This window comes from Paenibacillus sp. J22R160, from assembly GCF_059692135.1.
In genome coordinates this window covers 56,110-74,485 of record NZ_JCAUAU010000005.1, presented here as the reverse complement: position 1 = coordinate 74,485, position 18,376 = coordinate 56,110, and the positions used below count along the sequence as shown (strand labels likewise).

The following is an 18,376-nucleotide window of genomic DNA, read 5'->3' as shown; positions in this document are numbered from 1 at the left end:
TTAGTTGCAATTTCCAGTCGTAACAAAACACTTAGCAGAACGGCTTGAACGTTCAGAGATTAATTATATGGTTTCAAGAGTAACAGCTATACGCGAGCGTGAAGGCAACCCTGAGGGCGCGGAAATAAAGATATTTGGTAATACAACCGCATTTTACGTTAAAACGATGCCTTGGGGGACTTTTAATACCGTGAAGGGAATAAACCTTGATGATATGGATCGAGTGGACGAAATCATAGACTACTATCACGAACGTGATAGGCAATGTCAATTTGAAATCATCCCTTCTAAATCCAACTCTGAATTACTTCAGATTTTAGCTAGTAAAGGTTTTTATCAAAATGCTTTTCATACATCCATGTACGGTCTTCCGAATCATGTTTCTCCTACTTATCCATCTAACCTAATCATTCGTGAAATTGAAGAGAATGAATTTGAACTTTACGGTAAGTTACATTGTTTGGGAAGCGGCTTAGCGGAAAGTGGAGCAAAGTATGTTGCTGTAAATAATAAAATATTGTTTAAACGTTCAGGCTGGCGTTTTTTTATTGGATTCGTTAATGAAACTCCTGCTGGTGTTGCGGTCATGTATATCAATGATGGTATTGCATCATGTACTTTTGCTGCCACACTTCCAGAGTTTAGAAGGCAAGGTTTGCAATCTGCATTTTTACATAAGCGTATATACGAAGCGGCATTAGAAAAATGTGAGTTAGTTGTTGGTCAATGTGCTTATGCTTCAACAAGTCAGAACAATATGGAAAGGGCAGGAATGAGGATAGGCTACACAAGGGCTACATGGATAGAGAAAAGAGTGTGACGACTGGCTAATGAAAGCGGCTGCCAGCAATGTATGTACAATCCTTTCAGAAAAGAGAATCTAAGCGATGATCAAAATAATCAGGTCGAAAGTAGAAGCCGAGCTTCAGGCCTTCATTGGGACTGAGGTTCATATTCACAGTGAAGCAACTTCATTTGTATTCGTACGCAATTTCAAGGTCAAGGTTACCCATGCCTTTATAGCGGGGGAAGGTCCATTTCGTGTCGCTCTACGATTTGATGGGCATGGCTGGCTTCGAATGGAGGCGCTCACGCATTATGAGATTGATGCGAACGGTCGTCTTTTGTTGGCTGGCTATGATGACAGAGGTCGGATGAATGTTGCCCTGCACGTTGGAAAGGAGCCGTTTCCTGAATGAACAGTACTCATCATGCACCATTGAAAAAGCTGCTCGCTGTGTTTGCCCATCCCGACGATGAGTCGTTTATTTGTGGTGGTACCCTCGCCAAATACGCTAGTGAAGAGGTCGATATAACGCTAGTGAGCGCAACGCGTGGAGAAATGGGGCGACGCATGGGCAATCCGCCTTATCTCAACCGTGAATCGATGGCAGCTGCCCGAGAAATGGAACTACGGAATGCCTGTGCTAGCTTGGGAATACGGCAGCTCCTATTTTTGGATATCCGCGACAAGACGGTTGAGTTTGTCGATGAGAACAGCTTGACAGCACGCATTGCCGCTCTCATCGAAGACGTTAATCCCGATGTCGTGCTTACGTTTCACGAAAAGCTGGGTGGACACCCTGATCATTGTGCAATTGGGAAGGCGACGACGGCAGCCTGTCAAAGAACAGGGAAGCGGGGGGATCTATATTTTATTACGTTTGGTGATGCGATGGAGCGTCCAGAACGATATGGGTATTCGCGTAAGGATGTTGTCAAAATCGATGTGCATGCTCACCTGGATGCCAAGCTCGCTGCGTTTCGTGCCCACCGGTGCCAAACCGAAATGGACGAATGGGTATGGCTGCCTGACGAAGAGGCAAAAGCGAGATTCGGTACCTATGAATACTTTTTGAAAGCGGATAGGGAGTCTTCGGCAAATCTGAGTATCGATAATTCATGGAAATAAACTATAATTAAAATTAAACTAGGATATCTTGAAATAAAGCTGTGAGCTCAACAAATAAAGGGGATAAAAATGAACGAAGAAGACGTTAAGCAACGTATTAAGGATTACCAGCAGGCAGAAGGAGTGCATCCTCTTACTTGTGGAAACAACAGTAATCACGAGAAATTATACCCTAAAGTGCTTGAACAAGGGTTGGTTCTTCTTTGCCCTAATTGCAAGTACACTCAGACGTACATCCCTGACCTCTTTTTCGATGATGGCTTTTATGAGTGGCTGCGGGGCATGAAGAGATTGATTTAAGGCGATAGACTAAGAAGACCGGAATCCCTGAAGCTGAGGGTTCCGGTTTTTTTACTAGCGACTGTCGTCGCGGTTAAAATTCCGACAAAGAACGACCACAAAATTTATCAAAGTAATCACTAAATATATCAATGAAAGCGTATTCTTGCATTTTGTATGATGGAAGTACAAATATCTTACGTATTTTGAGAAGTGTTGACATCTTCTCTTCCACACCTTGGGAATTTGATGCAAATCAGCCCCAAGTTTTTTTGAATTAGAGACAATGTGTAAAGGTGTGTGTCGGTATGAAATCTATCAATAAACATTTAATTTCAATAATAGCATTTTCTGGTATATTAATAATTATTGCCACGTATGCACTCATGAAAAGTCAAAGTGCCTCGGAGTATGATCCTGCTTTGACTGTAAACAACGAGCCCATAGCCGCAGGTGAATTTCGGGAGCGACTTACCTATAATCACGTTGCCAAAACTTACAGTTATTTTAAAGACAAATATGGGGCAGATCCTGGTAAGAATTTTTGGACAACAACGTATGGCGGAGTAAGTCCAATAAATTATGCAAGGGAAGCGACTTTAAACGATGAAATCAGAATCAAAGTTCAACAAATGTTAATGAAGCAGAATGGGGTTATCTCTGACTTGAGCTATGAAAGTTTCCTCAAAAGTTTGGCGGATGAAAATCAAAGAAGGCAAGAGGCAGTGAAGAAGGGGCAGATTGTTTATGGTCCGACACAATATGGTGAGAATGAATTTTTTGATTATCAATTTAGCAATAACGTATTTAAGTTGAAAGAAGCGCTATATGCGGAAAGCATCTCGGAAGATGATTTAAGGAAACTATATGAAAGAGACAAGGAAGAGAAGTATAAGTTGCCAGATTATATCAAAGTTCAAAAGATAACAATACCCTTTGGCAGCACTGAGAGCGAAAAAGAGAAGGCTGAGCAGTTAATCAGGCTAGCAAAAACAACGCTGGATTCCGGAAGTGATTTCGAAAGTGTAGCCAAACAATACAATGAGAACGGTAAAATAATTGATCAGATTTTCGATGAGACGACGGCCAAAAGAGATGTCATCCTGTATACAGAGCTAAAAGCGGTGGCTCCAAAATTAGAAATCGCACAGGTAAGTGATGTTATAGAAGCTAGGAACGAGTTTAATCTCATCAAATGCATAGATAAAAAACAAGACCGTTATCACAGCTTTGATACCGTGAAAACGAAAGTGCGATCCGACTATATAGACCAGAAATATAATGCGTTGATAGATAAGCTCGCAGGAGAAGCTAATGTTCAAATAAATGCAAACGTATACAATCGAATATTTCCTTAGACATCAGCAGCTAGAAGTTCTATAGATATATGTTTCCAACGGTCAATGCCGTTTCATATATAATCAATTAATATGGAGGAATAGTTAATGGTGAAAAAGAGTACTTGGTGTATGGTACTGGCATTACTTTTGTTAGTCGGTCCATTGCTTTTGGCAGCGCCAAATTCGGCAACGGCATCAGGAGCAGGCACAATTTATTATGTAGATTCAATTGGCGGGAGTGACAGTAACAATGGCACAAGCGCTGCAACAGCGTGGCAATCTTTAACCAAAGTTAATTCAGTAAGCTCTTTTTCTCCAGGGGATAAGATTTTGCTGAAATCAGGCTCGATATGGAATAGCCAAAATCTCAGTCCCAAGGGGAGCGGTGCAAGTGGAAATCCGATTGTTATTGATACGTATGGGACAGGGAATAAACCGATCATCAATGTAAATAAAACGGCTTTTGCGGGTGTTTATTTTGAAAATCAGGAGTACTGGGAAGTTAACAATCTCGAAATTACAAACTTTACTGGGACTTACGGTTCGGATAATACGGGCACGTATGTGGGTGTTCATTTCCGGATCAAACATAATGCCAATACCTTTAATCATCTTTATGTTCAGAATTGTTACATTCATGACGTTGATGGTAATCCGGCCTTGCACGATAATACGTTAGATAAGGCTACGGGGGGAATCAGTTACGTTGTTGAAGCTTGGGGCACATCTGATCTCGGCCACTTTAATGATGTCCTGATTCAGAACAATACGATCAAATATGTGTCGAAAACCGGCATTGAAGTAGCCTGGAGCTGGTATGCACAAAATAAACCGGAATACTACTCTACCAATGTCATCATCAGAGGCAATGTTTTTGACCATGTTGCAGGGGATACAGCCTTTTTCGCCCAGGTTTCCAACGGATTGGCTGAAGGAAACGTCAGCACTTACGGCGCAGATAGGGCAGACAATGTTGCCGTTGCTGGAATTTGGTCTTGGTCATCTAATGATATCACTTATCAGAAAAATGAAGTCGCTTACATTCAATATAAACCAAATGCAGGGGATTTATCGGCTTGGGATTTTGACCTTTATAATGGAAACCAGATCTTTCAGTATAATTATAGTCATGGAAACGCAGGCGGTTTTATGCTGACAATGGATGGTATACAAAATACGAATATTGCAAGGTATAATATCTCTGCCAACGAGCCGGTGCAAGCGCCTCACCACGGTTCTGGAACTAATCTCTGGTATTATAACAATGTGTTTTACAATGATACGGGAGTAATTACAGCGAGGTATGCGTATAACAATGCTTTCGTTAACTGCACGGATTTGAGTTATATCAATAGATTTTGGGCCACCCACGATTACAATGCCTATTACAATTCAACGGTTATTTCGGAACCAAATGGCATTTATACTGATCCGAAATTTGTTGATCCGAACCCAGGTGATGGGTTTAGTTCATTGGAAGGATTTAAACTTCAGCCTTCTTCTCCTCTTATTGACGCTGGAATGGTAATTAATGCTCCAGGCACACAAGATTTCTTCGGTAACCCCATCTATAATCAAGCGCCTGATATTGGTGCGTTCGAGATGCCGATTGTAGGTAACGCTGGCTTTGAATCCGGGGCTCTAAATCCATGGACTACTTGGGGTGATGTTGGAATTTCCAGTTCCAATGTTAGAAACGGAAATAACAGTATACGGATAGGAGATGCACCTGCATCAGTTGAACAAGTCATCACGGTGAAGCCAAATACCACCTATATACTGAGTGCGTATGGAATGGCTACTACGGGTCAACAACTAAACATAGGTGTCAAAAATTATGGAGGCACCGAAGTTTCTACGCCAATTGCAAGTACGACCTATACGCAAGGTGAAGTAACATTTACAACGGGAACAACGAGTACAACGGCAACTATTTATCTTTATCATCCAACAGGTTCAGGGGCTGCTTACGCTGATGACATTTCAGTAGCCGAAAAAACAGATACCATCAGCAATGGAAGTTTTGAATCCGAAGATTTAACACCATGGACAACTTGGAATGATGCAGCCATTTCATCGACAAATGCAAGGACTGGAACATCTGCCGTACGTATTGGGAATGGGCCGGCCTCAGTCGAACAAGTCATTTCGGTTAAACCTAATACGACATATATGTTAAGTGGTTACGCGATGGCACCATCTGGACAACAGGTTCGCATTGGTGTCAAGAACTATGGTGGCACAGAGAAATTTATACCTATTTCAAGCGCAAATTACACAAATGGTAATGTAACCTTTACAACGGGTCTAGGTAGTTTCCAAGCGACCATTTACCTCTATCATCCATCAGGTACTGGTAATGCCTATGCGGATGACATTACGGTAACGGAATCTGATGCTGGAGTTAGCGGTACATTGGTCAATATTGACGGAACCGGATCGGGAAGAGTCTTTGAAGGAGAGGGAGTGATCAGCGGAGGAGGAGGAAATACCAAGCTGCTCATTGACTATCCGGAGCCGTATCGTAGTGATATTTTGGATTATCTGTTCAAACCTAATTTTGGAGCCTCCTTTCAAGAACTCAAAGTAGAAATCGGTGGGGATATCAACTCAACGAGCGGAACTGAGCCCAGTCATGCAAGGACTAGAGCAGAAAATGCCAACCCGAATATGACACGTGGATATGAAACTTGGCTTATCAACGAAGCAAAAAAGCGAAACCCCAATATTAAGCTTTCCGGATTGCAGTGGGGAGCGCCGGGCTGGATAGGCAATGGTAATATATGGTCGCAGGATAATGCGGATTATCTCGTTAGTTATATTAAGGGATTAAAAAGCGTTTGGGGCTATGATTTGGATTATATTGCCGGTAATCAAAACGAACAACCTAATGGGACATCACAGCAGGCTAGAGACTACATTGTAAATATTTTAAGGCCTACATTAGATAGTAATGGCCTTTCACACGTCAAGATCGTAGCACCTGATATATTTAGCGACAATTGGGCATTTGCCGACCAAATTGTAAATGATCCAGCTTTAAAAAGTGCTGTTGCAGCGATTGGATATCACTATGTTAATAGTACTTCCACGTATAATGCTCAGAATAGCGGGCTGCCGATTTGGGAAAGCGAAGGCTGGACGGGAATCGGGGATTGGAATGGCTCATTAAATCTAGCAAAGGAACTGAATCTCAACTATATTAACGCCAAACTTACGAAGACGAATATATGGCACGCGATTAGCTCGCAATACAATAATACAAGTTGGGCACATTCGGGTATCATGGAGGCTAATACGCCATGGTCAGGTTATTATATGGTACAGCCTGCTGTTTGGGCAGCAGCTCATACAACACAATTTGCACAACCTGGATGGCAATATCTGGACAGCGGCAGCGGAGTCGCAGCAGGAGGGACCTCCTATGTGACATTCAAAAAACCTAATAGCAACGACTATAGTATTGTACTTGTAACAGGCAGTTCACCAGAGTCAATGACCTTTAACCTCTCCGGAGGGCTTTCTACTGAGGCGGTCCATGTATGGAAATCAAACAGCAGTGCTCAGTTTGTACAGCAAAGCGATATTCAGGTAAACGGTGGTTCGTACTCTATTAATCTTGAGGCCAATTCCATCTATTCATTGACAACTACGACGGGCCAACAGAAAGGTGTTGCTGTAAATCCAATACCTGCTAATAGTCCGCTTGGTGACAATTATAGTGAAAATTTTGAAAGCTACGCTATAGGTAAAACACCAAAGTATATGTACGATATAGAAGGGGCATTCGAAGTAAGCGACAGCTATGGAGGCGGAACCGGCAAGACGTTGCGTCAGGTCATTTTAAAACCGCAAATTCTATGGAATAGCTGGGGGGATTATCCAAATCCAAGTACATTTACTGAATTCGGAGACTTAAATTGGCAGAACTATGATTACAGTGTAGATACACTCATAGAAAATTCTGGTGCGGTAAGTATTTACGGCAGGGTGGGTACTGCTTTAACCGGTGGAAATGTCAATGACTACAAAGGCTATAGGCTCAGTACTTATAGTAACGGAAAGTGGTATCTAAGCTATGGGGATCCTTATACCTATGAGACTGGCAACGATATCGTTCTTGCAACAGGAACAGTTGCTGGCATTTCAGCGAATACATGGCACAATTTAAAGCTATCTTTTATGGGAACCAGTATAAAAGCGTACGTTGATAACAATATGGTCGCTTCGGTCTCTGATAGCAGACGAGGAAGTGGCATGGCGGGCTTAGGCAGTGGATGGAATCATGCACAGTTCGATAATATTCAATTCTTGTTTAAAAAGGTAGTGAATGATAATCAAACGGGGTCAGGAACCGACCAATTCGATTACAGTCCAGGCTGGGGCTACACCTCCTATGAGTCTGGTGCGTACAGTAACGACAACCACTATTCGAACACGGCGGACGCTTATGCGCTCTTGCGTTTTAATGGCTCCAAAGTTCAGCTTTATGGGGCTAAAAATAATAATCAAGGGATTGCGGCCATTTCCGTTGATGGTGGGCTAGAAACGATGGTCGACACGTATGCCCCATCAAGATCGGATCAGCAATTGCTTTTTGAAAGTGACAATTTGGCGAATCAGGACCATGTGCTGAAAATCCGTGTGACTGGACAGAAAAATGCCAGCGCGAGCAATACTTACTTGTCGCTAGACCGTGCAGATATTAAAAGTGTGGACGCAGGCAATAATTTGCAATATCAAGAGTTGGTTGCGCTAATTGCGAATGCACAGGACAAGCATGATAGCGCGGTTGAGGGCAACGCCATTGGGCAATACCCGACGGGCTCGAAACAAACATTGCAAGCAGCCATCGATGCGGCAAAGCAAATAGCTAATAGTGGTGAAGTTACACTGCTGCAATTAGAGCAGGCTATTGCTTCTTTGAATGCTGAGTTGCAGGCATTTGAGGTTTCCAAAATTAATGATAGTAAGGTTCAAGCGATCACGCTCACAAGTCCATCGAATACTATTAACACGAAAGGCGCGAGCCTATTATTAGGTGCAATGGTGCTTCCAGCAAATGCATCGAACAAAACAGTGACATGGGTTGTTTATGAAGCTGATGGTAGTACCGCCACGGATAAAGCTTTCATTGATCCGACTGGTTTGCTGACAAGTTTGAAGGATGGGACCGTGAAAGTAGTTGCAACCGCAACGGATGGTTCGAACGTCAACGGGGAGAAGATATTTACAATTTCAGGGCAAAATCTGAACCCTGATCCAGGCACTGAATCCGTAGGTGTTGCTTCAATCAATGTTACAAGCGCAGCGGACACGATTAGTGTGAAAGGTGGTAGCCTTTTATTGGGTGCAATGGTGCTTCCGGTCAATGCTACGAACAAGACAGTGACATGGGCTGTTTATGAAACCGATGGTAGCACCGTCACGGATAAAGCGTTCATTCATTCGACTGGTTTGCTGACAGGCTTGAAAGACGGGACCGTGAAAGTAGTTGCAACCGCAACGGATGGTTCAAACATCAATGGGGAGAAAACCATTACAATTTCAGGGCAAAATCTGAACCCTGATCCAGGCACTGAATCCGTAGGTGTTGCTTCAATCGGCATTACAAGCGCAGCGGCCACGATTAGTGTGAAAGGCGGTAGCCTTTTATTAAGTGCAACGGTGCTTCCCGTCAATGCTACGAACAAGACAGTGACGTGGGCTGTTTATGAAGCTGATGGTACTACCGTCACGGATAAAGCGAACATCGATTCGACTGGTTTGCTGACAGGCTTGAAGAATGGGACCGTGAAAGTAGTTGCAACCGCAACGGATGGTTCGGCCGTTTTTGGGGAAAAAGTGATTACGTTATCCGGACAAAATGACGTGCCTGGTGGTTCCAACTCTGGTCCAGGTTACTCTGGTACTTCAACATCAAACACCGGAGGCCCAACAGCACCTACATTTACAGAAGATTCAAGCCGTTATGTACCTGATGAAAAGGAAATTCGAATTGATCCTGTGCAGGATGAGGTAACTGCGATCATCGATCGTGAGCGACTGGCGAAGAAATTAGCAGATCTTCATACAGAAACTGATACGAATCACGCTGTTCTCCATATTTACATGCCAGGTGCTCACTCATCAAATGTGGTAGAGCTGCCACTGAATATCTTGCGCAATGTTCTTAAAGAAAATCAAGAAACAGTTGTGACAGTTCACAGTGAATTAAGTACTTATGATTTCCCGCTTTCGATACTAAACCTTGCAGGTGCGGATCGTATGGATGCCGGAGCAATGCTCATCATCCGAATGGATAAAGCGAAAAGCCAGCACGAACAGCAATTTGAGCAAGCTGTCTCAGAAAATAGTATGAAGCGAGTAAGCGATATAATCGATTACAAAGTTATTCTAAAATCTAAGGACAAAGAAGAAGAGATTCATAATTTTGGAGATACTTTTGTGAAACGTGTAATACAAATAGATGGTGTCATCCAGGACCCTTCGACTGCTACTGCAGTTGTATTCGATCCTCTGACTAAGGACATGCAATTTGTACCAGCCGTCTTCATGGATAAAAATGGGAAGACAGAAGCCACCGTTATCCGTAATACGAACAGCATCTATGCCATCGTTCAGAACAAGAAAACATTTGATGATATGGTGGGGCACTGGGCGCAGAAGGATGTTGAAATGTTAGCTTCTAAAATGATTATCAATGGCACCACGGATCACACATATACGCCGGAGATGCAGGTGACTCGAGCTCAGTTTGTAGCACTTCTCGTAAGAGGACTGGGATTATCGACCGAAGCGTTGCCAGCTGTATTTACAGATGTTGCTGCTACTCAGTGGTATGCCGCAGAAGTAGGTACAGCCGCAAAATTTGGTTTGGTTCAGGGTGCAGCCGAAGGTATGTTCAACCCGGATCAACTTATTACGAGGGAGCAAATGGTCGTTATTTTGATGAAAGCTGTTGGGCTCGTTCAAGGAGCAGTGAAAACGGATGTAATAGCTACTGCACAATTCGCAGATCAAGACCAAATGTCGGACTATGCCCGTAAGGCAGTATCAGAAGCCGCTGACAAAGGATTGGTACATGGGAAAACAGAAACAACCTTCGCTCCGCAAGATGTAGCTACTCGCGCAGAGGCAGCGGTAACTATCAAACAAGCCTTGCAGTATTTGAAACTGATTAACTAAAGCTATTTAACAATGATGTGCCCGGCTCAGAGTAAGTTGAGCCGGGCACATTTTTATTTTGTCCCAGGATAGTGAGGGGGGGGCATTGTCAACCTAGGCCCTTACTGTCACAGTACGACCCGTCACTACAAAGTTTGGCGGCGGTACTCGTTTTATTACAGATCGATTAACGGGAAATACTACCGCAATTTAGATGAGTAACAAAGCTACAGCAAGAATAAACGGAGTTTCTCCTGTTAATCGGGACGATTGAGCTAGGAAGATGGGATATTGGAGTGAATTAACGGTATTTTTTCCAGTTATTTGGATTTATTAGGTGAGATCTGCTTGAAATAACGGGAGTTTTTCCCGCTAATCGATGCGGGGGTGGGCAGTTGGCACGTTCAGCATGCGTTAGCAATGAGTAACATCGTTACAGCGGCGGAATCGACGTTAGCCATTATTCAAAAAGGGATTGAGATCAAACGGAATCCAACAGATTTTTACCAATCTTGTGATAAAAAAGGTCTTCTCATGCTTTTTCAGAAATCTTCGACCCGAACCAATTTGTCATTCCAGTCCGGCATTAACCAAATGGGTGGTTACGCTGTGACCATGGATTGGGATTCGAGTAATTTTAGCCTATCACCAATTAAGTATGAAGTTCGCTATGCCTCTAGAAACTGTGATGTTATTATGGCTAGGTTAAAGAAGCATTCTGATTTGCTTGAGCTAGCTAAATACTCGAATGTCCCTGTCATTAATGGATGCTGTGATAAGTACCACCCGTGCCAAGCGTTAGCTGATTTGATGACGATATACGAAGTAAAAGGCAGCTTCGAAGGTGTGACTTTAACTTACGTAGGGATTCATAATAATGTTGCAAACTCCTTGATAGCAGGTTGTGTGACATTGGGGATTAAACTGTTGTTAGTAACTCCAATAATTAATGAAGCTTCATGGGATGAAGAACTCATGTACACCGCTTATGAAAGTGGACATATTGAAACCTTGAGTCGTTTGTCTGATGCTATTCATAGAACAGATTTTATTTATACCGACACTTGGGTGGATATGGAACATTTTCAAGATATCCGGTATCAGGAGGAGAAAAATCGAAGAATTCAAATGATGATGCCATTTCAAATTAACAAGAAAAATCTAAATGGATCTTCTCCTTACATCATGCACGATATGCCTATTCATCCTGGATATGAAATCGAAGAGGATTTGATCGAATCGGAGCATGCTATTATTTATCAGCAGGCTGAGAATAGAATGCATGTTCAAAAGAGCTTGTTATGGCATTTATTTGAAGCTCAAACGTTGAACTAAACGAGGATTGTTAGTTAAGAATAGGGAAGCAGATTGCTATGTCTAGCAACTTCTGCTTTTTTTGTTGGACTAATGGCGGGTATTAGTAGGGAATTTATAACAGTTGTCGAATCAATAGACTATCCAATCGAGATGGAGGAGTAGCCATGATTCATTCGTTCAACCCGCAGCATTATTATCATACAATGGGCCAGCATCCAGCAGTTTTGATGGTTCAAGATGGGGATACAGTCATCACAACGACAGTTGATGCAAGAGGCTGGGATCAAAAAGGTGAAAGCGCAGCTGCCCGAGGGAATCCGATGACAGGACCTTTCTATGTAGAAGGGGCGATGCCCGGCGATACGCTAGCCGTTCGATTCGAGTCAATAACACCGAACCGTGATTGGGCGTGGACAACTAATATGCTTGCCCCAGCCGTTATCGATCCATCTGTTGCCTCTACATTGCCGGCATCTGAAATCGTACACTGGACGGTAGATGTAGCACAGGGTGTTGCTTATCTGAAGGAGCCGACGCCGGGGTTGGCTAAATTGAAGTTGCCTTTGCGGCCTTTTCTAGGGTGCTTTGGTGCAGCGCCTTCCAAAGGGCAGTTCATCTCAACGGCCACAAGCGGCGAATATGGCGGTAACATGGACTATAAAGGCCTGGTCGCAGGCACTACCGTTTATTTTCCAGTGTCGGACGAGGGTGCCTTGTTTTATTTGGGGGATGGGCATGCTTTGCAAGGCGATGGAGAAATCATGGGTACAGGTCTCGAAATATCAATGGATGTTCAGTTCACAGTTAGTGTTCAAAAGGGTAAAACGATAAGCTGGCCGCGGGGCGAAACCGACACACATTGGTTTTGTATCGGCAATGCACGTCCGCTTGATCAAGCGCTTCAACATGCAACCACCGAGATGTTTCGGCTCCTGCAGGAAGATTGCGGCTTAACCTCGTCGGAAGCCAGCTTGTTGATGGGGCAAGCCGTTGAATATGAAATTGCTAATATGTTCAATCCCGCCTACAGCGTGGTCTGCAAGCTGCGGAAATCGGTTTTATCGTCATTGTAATAAATTGGGGAGAGTTATGATGTTTAATTTTAAGAATACAACAACAGAAATATCAAATAGCGGCATTGATACTGTTATTATATCCGCAGGAGCAACGGAGCATTTTGGACCGTAGTGTGATTCGCTAAGGAAGCAGTCGGGCACGATATGGGGGATAATAGTTTTTGAGACGATATGTAAATGTAGCACTTATTCTTAGTGTCGTTGCAGTAATTGGCGTTATTTTCATTTCTACACTGTTTGGTATTATCTGTGCAATTATTAGTATGATACTAAGTCTTACACGCATGAAAACTGAGAAAAAGATAAGTATAATTGCAATTACAATCAGTACTATTGCAATACTGGTCCCTATCGTTTTGGCCCTAGCCCTAGCTCATTCGCTCGACGGATTTTAATGAATGTGAGTTGAGCCACTTTAAAAAGAAAGCCCACAAACCTAGTCGCAAAGCTAGGCTTGTGGGTATTTTTTTAGATAAACTCTCGTCCGCCATCTGTTTCTGTATAAATAGAGATAAGCACGATCGCCGTGTCATCCCCTATATTTCTCACCACATGGGGCGTGCAGGCGTTCCAACTGAACGAATCGCCCTCTCCGAATTCAGCCCTATCTTCTCCTTGCTCTGCGTATACGCTTCCTTTAATAACGACATGGACCTCCTCGCCTTCGTGAGCATGAGGCAAGTCTCCCGTTGAGGCTCCCGGAGGAAATTCAACCAACATCATTCTGACATTCTTCGTAGAGCTCAGATGCTCCACCTTTAAATGGTCAGAACCGCTTGTCGTTATTCTTCGCTCGTCCTTGCGGACAATAGTCATGCGTTCCTCTTTCTTCAAGAGCAAATAAGCCAAAGGTACCTTTAAAACCTGTGCGATATGTTCAAGCGTAGAAATGGAGGGGGAAGTTTTATTCGTTTCAAGCTGACTCATGAAGCCTTGAGACAACCCAGTTTCTTCGCAAATTTGGGCAATAGTGATATTCTTTCGCTTCCGAATTGCCCGTATCGTTGAGCCGATGTCCATCCCGATTGCACCTCGCATCAAATATTAGTCATACTAAACTTAATTACATATTAGCAAAGTTTCAGTTGACACGCTAGATCGTCTTATATTAAATTAGTTATACAAACATTATTTTAATATTGCTTATATAAAGTTGCCGGCTAATATAGACTCAAACAAGAAATACCCGGTCATCTTTACTATGCGGACGTTGATTTGATAACAACTAAGGAGCGTGAAGTGGTATGATGCCTTCCTATTTTTTCGCGCACGGCGCGCCGTCAATCGTGCTTGAGGATAACGAATATACACAACTGCTAAAGAACTTTAAGGATCACACACCTAAACCAAGAGCGATTGTACTCTTTTCCGCACATTGGGAGGAAACGGTTCAGACCGTAAGTGCTGCTAAAACGTATGAAACGATCTACGACTTTGGCGGGTTTCAGGATGAACTTTACCAAATGACCTATCCGGCCAAAAGCGACCGCTCCCTAACTGAGCAAATTCAAAAGCTGTTTGAGCAGCAAGGTATTCAGAGTGTTCAAAATGAGGAACGAGGACTCGATCACGGGGCTTGGGCTGTATTGAAGCTATTGTATCCTGATGCGGACATCCCGGTTGTCGCTCTATCCGTGAACCGGAATTTGCCTAACGAACAGCAGTACCAAATCGGCAAGGCATTGGCAGAGCTCAGGGAGCAAGATGTTCTAATTGTCGGAAGCGGCGGCACCGTCCACAATCTAAGGAGATTGAATTGGCGGTCGGCGGGGATTGATGAATGGGCAGAGCAGTTCGACAACTGGCTCCAAAGCAAGCTCGAGTCATGGGACACGGAGGCGTTGTTTCAATATGGCGAACTGGCCCCTTTCGCCCAGGATGCCGTGCCGACAAGTGAGCACTTTATTCCGCTGCTTCTTGCGATGGGAGCAGGTGACTCCAATCGTCATGCGAAGCTGCTTCACCGCAGCTATCAATATGGCAATTTGAGCTTAAGCTGCTGGCAGTTTAATTAAGTTGTTGATGCAATTCATAGAGCATGAAGGCAGCCGGCGAGATCATTCGGTTGCCTTTTCTCAATTAAGCGGGGAATTCATTTGGGTCGGGTTTTACCGTAAATAAGGCCAGAACAGCAGCCAGTACACAGGCACCAGAAATCGTATAGAACATAAAGTGAGGAGAAATTTTCACAAGGACAGCAGCAAGCGGAGGACCAATTGCCACACCAATAAATCTCATAGAACTATAAATGGAAGTAATGGTTCCGCGCTCACTCTTATTAATCCCTTCTGTAATCATGGCATCCATACATGGCAACGTTACTCCGATTCCAATTCCTCCTACACTAATTAAACCAATCAGCCAAGTGATAGCATGTAACATACCACTTATTATGAAGCTAGCGGCAGCTAACGCAATTCCTCCAAATGTGAGCCATTTCATTAGCATTTTATTTTTACCAATCCGTCTGCCGGTAATAAATGAGGCGATGCACAAAGCAGCCGAGGGGATTGCTAATATACAGCCTTTGATTATCCCTTTAACATGGCAGTCATCCTCAAGAGTATCAGACAAGTAGAACAAAGTTCCGAAGATGGCAAGCATACATATACATCCAATAGCAAAAATGGCAGATAACCATTTACCGTTATGAATAAAAATTTGTTTAATATTTGTTCGAAAGCGGGAAAAAGTAACCTTGTTCTCCGTCTTTTTATCAGGTGATTTAACCAGAAATGCAACTAATATAGCGGAAATAACACAAAGAACAGGAATGGCAAGAAAGGGAGCAAACCAGATTATTAAGGCAAGAGCCGCTCCAAGTATGGGACTAAGAACTTTGCCAAATGTATTGGCGGTCTCCACGATTCCTAGGCTGCTGCTTACATCACTTTCTTTTTTGAAAATATCGCCGACTAGAGGAAGAACAATTGGAAATGCACCTGCTGCCCCAACGCCTTGTAATAATCGGCCTAGCATGATAACCAAGTAAGGATTATCGATCCACCAAGCGCCTAATCCAGAAATTAAACCACCAATACCATTAAGTATCAGGCTTGGGATAATAATTTTCTTCCTGCCAAAGCGATCAGAGAGATAACCGGCCACAGGGATTAGTAGGATGGCTACTGCCGAATAAATCGTTATCAATAAGCTCGCCTGAAGAGAAGTGATTCCTAACTTGCTGCGGATAGCAGGCAATACAGGAATTAGCATTGAATTTCCTAGTGTCATAATAAGTGGTATCGAGGCAATCGATACAAGGTCCCACTTTTTATTTCCCACTCATTACACCTAGCCTTCTGATTTTGATTGTTCTTAGAACGAGACTAACGTATCATTCCCTTATTTATATTTCCAAATCAAAACATATTTATCCCACTTGTATAATCGGATTAACTGTTGTAAAATTATGAGAATAATCGTTATTTGCCAATTGGTCATCCAAAGGCTCCCTACAATAAGGTCACCCCACTCGTTTCACGTGCGGCAGTCCTTGTTTCGGGAGTCTTTTCTAATTCATCAAACAAGGTGGTGTCGGTATGAGCAAAAAACAACGTCAACTGCATCTGAATTTGTTCGTTTCCCCGATGGGACATCATGAGGCTGCATGGCGGCATCCGCAGTCGAATCTAGATCAACTGCTGGATTTCTCATTGTACCAGCGCTTGGCTGCAAAAGCAGAAGCCGCAAAGCTGGATTCGCTGTTCTTTGCGGATCGGGTAGCGACCAGTCCGAATGCGGCGAGGTATGGAGCGATCGGCGGATACGAACCGCTGACGCTCCTGTCGGCACTTGCTGTGGTCACTAAGCGAATCGGTCTGATCGCGACTGTGTCCACGAGCTTCAACGAGCCATTCAATCTGGCCAGGCGGTTTGCTTCTCTCGACCATCTTAGCCGCGGTCGCGCTGGCTGGAACATCATTACGTCAGGAACGGATGCGGAAGCGCAAAATTTTAATTATGAGCAAATCCCGGAACACGCTGTACGCTATGAGCGAGCGCGGGAGTTTTTGGACGTAGCTACGAAGCTATGGGATAGCTGGGAAGACGATGCTCTTGTCCGAGACAAAGAAGCGGGCATTTTTGCGGATAGCTCCAAGGTTCACGAGCTTAATCATAAAGGGGACCACTTCTCCGTGAAGGGGCCCCTCAACATATCCCGTGGACCGCAGGGGCGGCCGCTTCTTGTTCAGGCCGGCTCATCGCAGAATGGCAGGCAGTTCGCTGCGGAGTACGCGGAAGCGATTTTTACGGCTCAGCAAACTTTTGAGGAAGCGGAGTCCTTCTATAGAGATATGAAGCAGCGCGCGGTTCAATTGAACCGGTTGCCGGAGCATATTGTCATCCTGCCAGGAATTTGCCCGATTATCGGGCGCACCGAGGAGGAAGCCAAAGAGAAGGAAGCGAAGCTCGTCGAGCTGTCCAACCCGGCCCACAGCTTGTTAATGCTGTCCAATCGAATCGGCTTTGATCTGACCGGTTATCCGCTGGACGGCCCGATGCCGCAGCTGCCCGTTCAAGAAGTGAGAGGCCATCAAAGTCGCACGAACTTGATCGTCGAGCTGGCTCATCGAGAGAATCTGACGCTGCGTCAGCTGCTAAAGCGTCTTGCCGGAGGACGCGGTCATCGGACGATAACAGGCACGCCTCAGCAGATTGCCGATGTGATGGAGCATTGGTTCCAGAACGGAGCCGCCGACGGGTTCAATATTATGCCGCAGCTGATGGCCGGAGGGCTAGAGGACTTCCTTGAGCTGATTGTTCCTGAGCTGCAGCGCCGAGGATTGTTCCGAACGGAGTACACGGGTACGACCCTTCGCGATCACTACGAGCTTCCCTATCCAGGCAGTCAGTTTGCCGAAGCTCCGCATTCGACGAATGAAATGAAGGGGTACAGCGCTGTAGCCGAATTCTAAATTTAATTTGAGGAAGTGCGTCCTAAAAATGGAGTCTGGGACCCGTATAGGGTTTACCTCAACAACAGCAGCAACATTAACCCTAGTGCTAAATACAGCAGACGGAACAAAAATCAAGATAGACGGAACAAGCTACGCCATAGCAAATGGCATTGTCAGTGTATCGTTTGCCCCTGGCGCACATACCGTTACAAAAGATGATGTTACAAATCTTTATTACATGAAGCTAGAGTAGATAGCTGTAATCACTACCAGGAACTATGACCCCTCATAGTTCCTTTTTTTTGTGTTAAAATATAGGCGAAGGAGTGATTGAAATGGCGCGTGTATTATTTATTAATGGTGGCTCAGAGGGACATATCAATC

At 44.0% G+C, this 18,376-nt stretch carries 13 protein-coding genes; 11 read left to right on the top strand and 2 right to left on the bottom strand.

What is annotated here, in order from left to right; translation table 11 throughout:
* The first annotated feature begins 4 nt into the window (after positions 1 to 4).
* The 8 genes from AC58UW_RS14100 (at position 5) to AC58UW_RS14065 (ending at position 13,088) form a co-directional block, all read left to right on the top strand.
* The gene (locus tag AC58UW_RS14100; protein ID WP_497421276.1) at positions 5 to 820 is read left to right on the top strand and encodes a GNAT family N-acetyltransferase; all 816 of its coding nucleotides are present in this window, start codon (positions 5 to 7) and stop codon (positions 818 to 820) included.
* A gap of 67 nt (positions 821 to 887) precedes the next feature.
* The gene (locus AC58UW_RS14095) at positions 888 to 1,199 is read left to right on the top strand and encodes a DUF1806 family protein (protein WP_497421275.1); all 312 of its coding nucleotides are present in this window, start codon (positions 888 to 890) and stop codon (positions 1,197 to 1,199) included.
* Entirely contained in the window at positions 1,196 to 1,912 is a 717-nt protein-coding gene (locus tag AC58UW_RS14090) for a PIG-L family deacetylase (RefSeq protein ID WP_497421274.1), read from the top strand. The genes AC58UW_RS14095 and AC58UW_RS14090 overlap by 4 nt, the downstream gene beginning before the upstream one ends.
* A 69-nt stretch (positions 1,913 to 1,981) precedes the next feature.
* Positions 1,982 to 2,212, top strand: coding sequence for a hypothetical protein (locus tag AC58UW_RS14085; protein ID WP_497421273.1), 231 nt, complete (start codon positions 1,982 to 1,984; stop codon positions 2,210 to 2,212).
* A gap of 287 nt (positions 2,213 to 2,499) precedes the next feature.
* Positions 2,500 to 3,549, top strand: coding sequence for a peptidylprolyl isomerase (locus AC58UW_RS14080; RefSeq protein WP_497421272.1), 1,050 nt, complete (start codon positions 2,500 to 2,502; stop codon positions 3,547 to 3,549).
* 87 nt (positions 3,550 to 3,636) lie between these two features.
* The gene (locus tag AC58UW_RS14075; RefSeq protein WP_497421271.1) at positions 3,637 to 10,719 is read left to right on the top strand and encodes an S-layer homology domain-containing protein; all 7,083 of its coding nucleotides are present in this window, start codon (positions 3,637 to 3,639) and stop codon (positions 10,717 to 10,719) included.
* Between the two features lie 399 nt (positions 10,720 to 11,118).
* Positions 11,119 to 12,033 carry a Rossmann-fold NAD(P)-binding domain-containing protein gene (locus AC58UW_RS14070; RefSeq protein ID WP_497421270.1) on the top strand — a complete coding sequence of 305 codons (915 nt, stop codon included), beginning with the start codon at positions 11,119 to 11,121 and terminating at the stop codon, positions 12,031 to 12,033.
* A gap of 146 nt (positions 12,034 to 12,179) precedes the next feature.
* Entirely contained in the window at positions 12,180 to 13,088 is a 909-nt protein-coding gene (locus tag AC58UW_RS14065; protein ID WP_497421269.1) for an acetamidase/formamidase family protein, read from the top strand.
* A 471-nt stretch (positions 13,089 to 13,559) separates the two neighbouring features.
* On the opposite strand, the gene AC58UW_RS14060 is transcribed toward AC58UW_RS14065, so the two are convergent.
* The gene (locus AC58UW_RS14060; protein WP_497421268.1) at positions 13,560 to 14,111 is read right to left on the bottom strand and encodes a helix-turn-helix domain-containing protein; all 552 of its coding nucleotides are present in this window, start codon (positions 14,109 to 14,111) and stop codon (positions 13,560 to 13,562) included.
* Between the two features lie 224 nt (positions 14,112 to 14,335).
* On the opposite strand from AC58UW_RS14060, the gene AC58UW_RS14055 reads away from it, so the two are divergent.
* Positions 14,336 to 15,106 carry a DODA-type extradiol aromatic ring-opening family dioxygenase gene (locus AC58UW_RS14055; RefSeq protein ID WP_497421267.1) on the top strand — a complete coding sequence of 257 codons (771 nt, stop codon included), beginning with the start codon at positions 14,336 to 14,338 and terminating at the stop codon, positions 15,104 to 15,106.
* Positions 15,107 to 15,170: 64 nt separating this feature from the next.
* Here AC58UW_RS14055 and bcbE read toward each other — a convergent pair whose 3' ends face one another.
* Positions 15,171 to 16,376 (bottom strand): bacillibactin exporter BcbE, encoded by a 1,206-nt coding sequence (bcbE, locus tag AC58UW_RS14050; protein ID WP_497421266.1) that lies wholly within the window; start codon positions 16,374 to 16,376, stop codon positions 15,171 to 15,173.
* A 257-nt stretch (positions 16,377 to 16,633) separates the two neighbouring features.
* On the opposite strand from bcbE, the gene AC58UW_RS14045 reads away from it, so the two are divergent.
* Positions 16,634 to 18,010 (top strand): LLM class flavin-dependent oxidoreductase, encoded by a 1,377-nt coding sequence (locus AC58UW_RS14045; protein WP_497421265.1) that lies wholly within the window; start codon positions 16,634 to 16,636, stop codon positions 18,008 to 18,010.
* A 7-nt stretch (positions 18,011 to 18,017) separates the two neighbouring features.
* Entirely contained in the window at positions 18,018 to 18,245 is a 228-nt protein-coding gene (locus AC58UW_RS14040) for a hypothetical protein (protein WP_497421264.1), read from the top strand.
* Positions 18,246 to 18,376 lie beyond the last annotated feature (131 nt).

Excerpts from the sequence above, each read along its gene's own strand:
- AC58UW_RS14090 (WP_497421274.1), top strand. The coding sequence starts at position 1,196 with ATGAACAGTACTCATCATGCACCATTGAAAAAGCTGCTCGCTGTGTTT.
- AC58UW_RS14065 (WP_497421269.1), top strand. The coding sequence starts at position 12,180 with ATGATTCATTCGTTCAACCCGCAGCATTATTATCATACAATGGGCCAG.
- AC58UW_RS14070 (WP_497421270.1), top strand. The coding sequence starts at position 11,119 with ATGAGTAACATCGTTACAGCGGCGGAATCGACGTTAGCCATTATTCAA.
- AC58UW_RS14080 (WP_497421272.1), top strand. The coding sequence starts at position 2,500 with ATGAAATCTATCAATAAACATTTAATTTCAATAATAGCATTTTCTGGT.
- AC58UW_RS14055 (WP_497421267.1), top strand. The coding sequence starts at position 14,336 with ATGATGCCTTCCTATTTTTTCGCGCACGGCGCGCCGTCAATCGTGCTT.
- AC58UW_RS14060 (WP_497421268.1), bottom strand. The coding sequence starts at position 14,111 with ATGGACATCGGCTCAACGATACGGGCAATTCGGAAGCGAAAGAATATC.
- AC58UW_RS14095 (WP_497421275.1), top strand. The coding sequence starts at position 888 with ATGATCAAAATAATCAGGTCGAAAGTAGAAGCCGAGCTTCAGGCCTTC.
- AC58UW_RS14075 (WP_497421271.1), top strand. The coding sequence starts at position 3,637 with ATGGTGAAAAAGAGTACTTGGTGTATGGTACTGGCATTACTTTTGTTA.
- AC58UW_RS14045 (WP_497421265.1), top strand. The coding sequence starts at position 16,634 with ATGAGCAAAAAACAACGTCAACTGCATCTGAATTTGTTCGTTTCCCCG.
- AC58UW_RS14085 (WP_497421273.1), top strand. The coding sequence starts at position 1,982 with ATGAACGAAGAAGACGTTAAGCAACGTATTAAGGATTACCAGCAGGCA.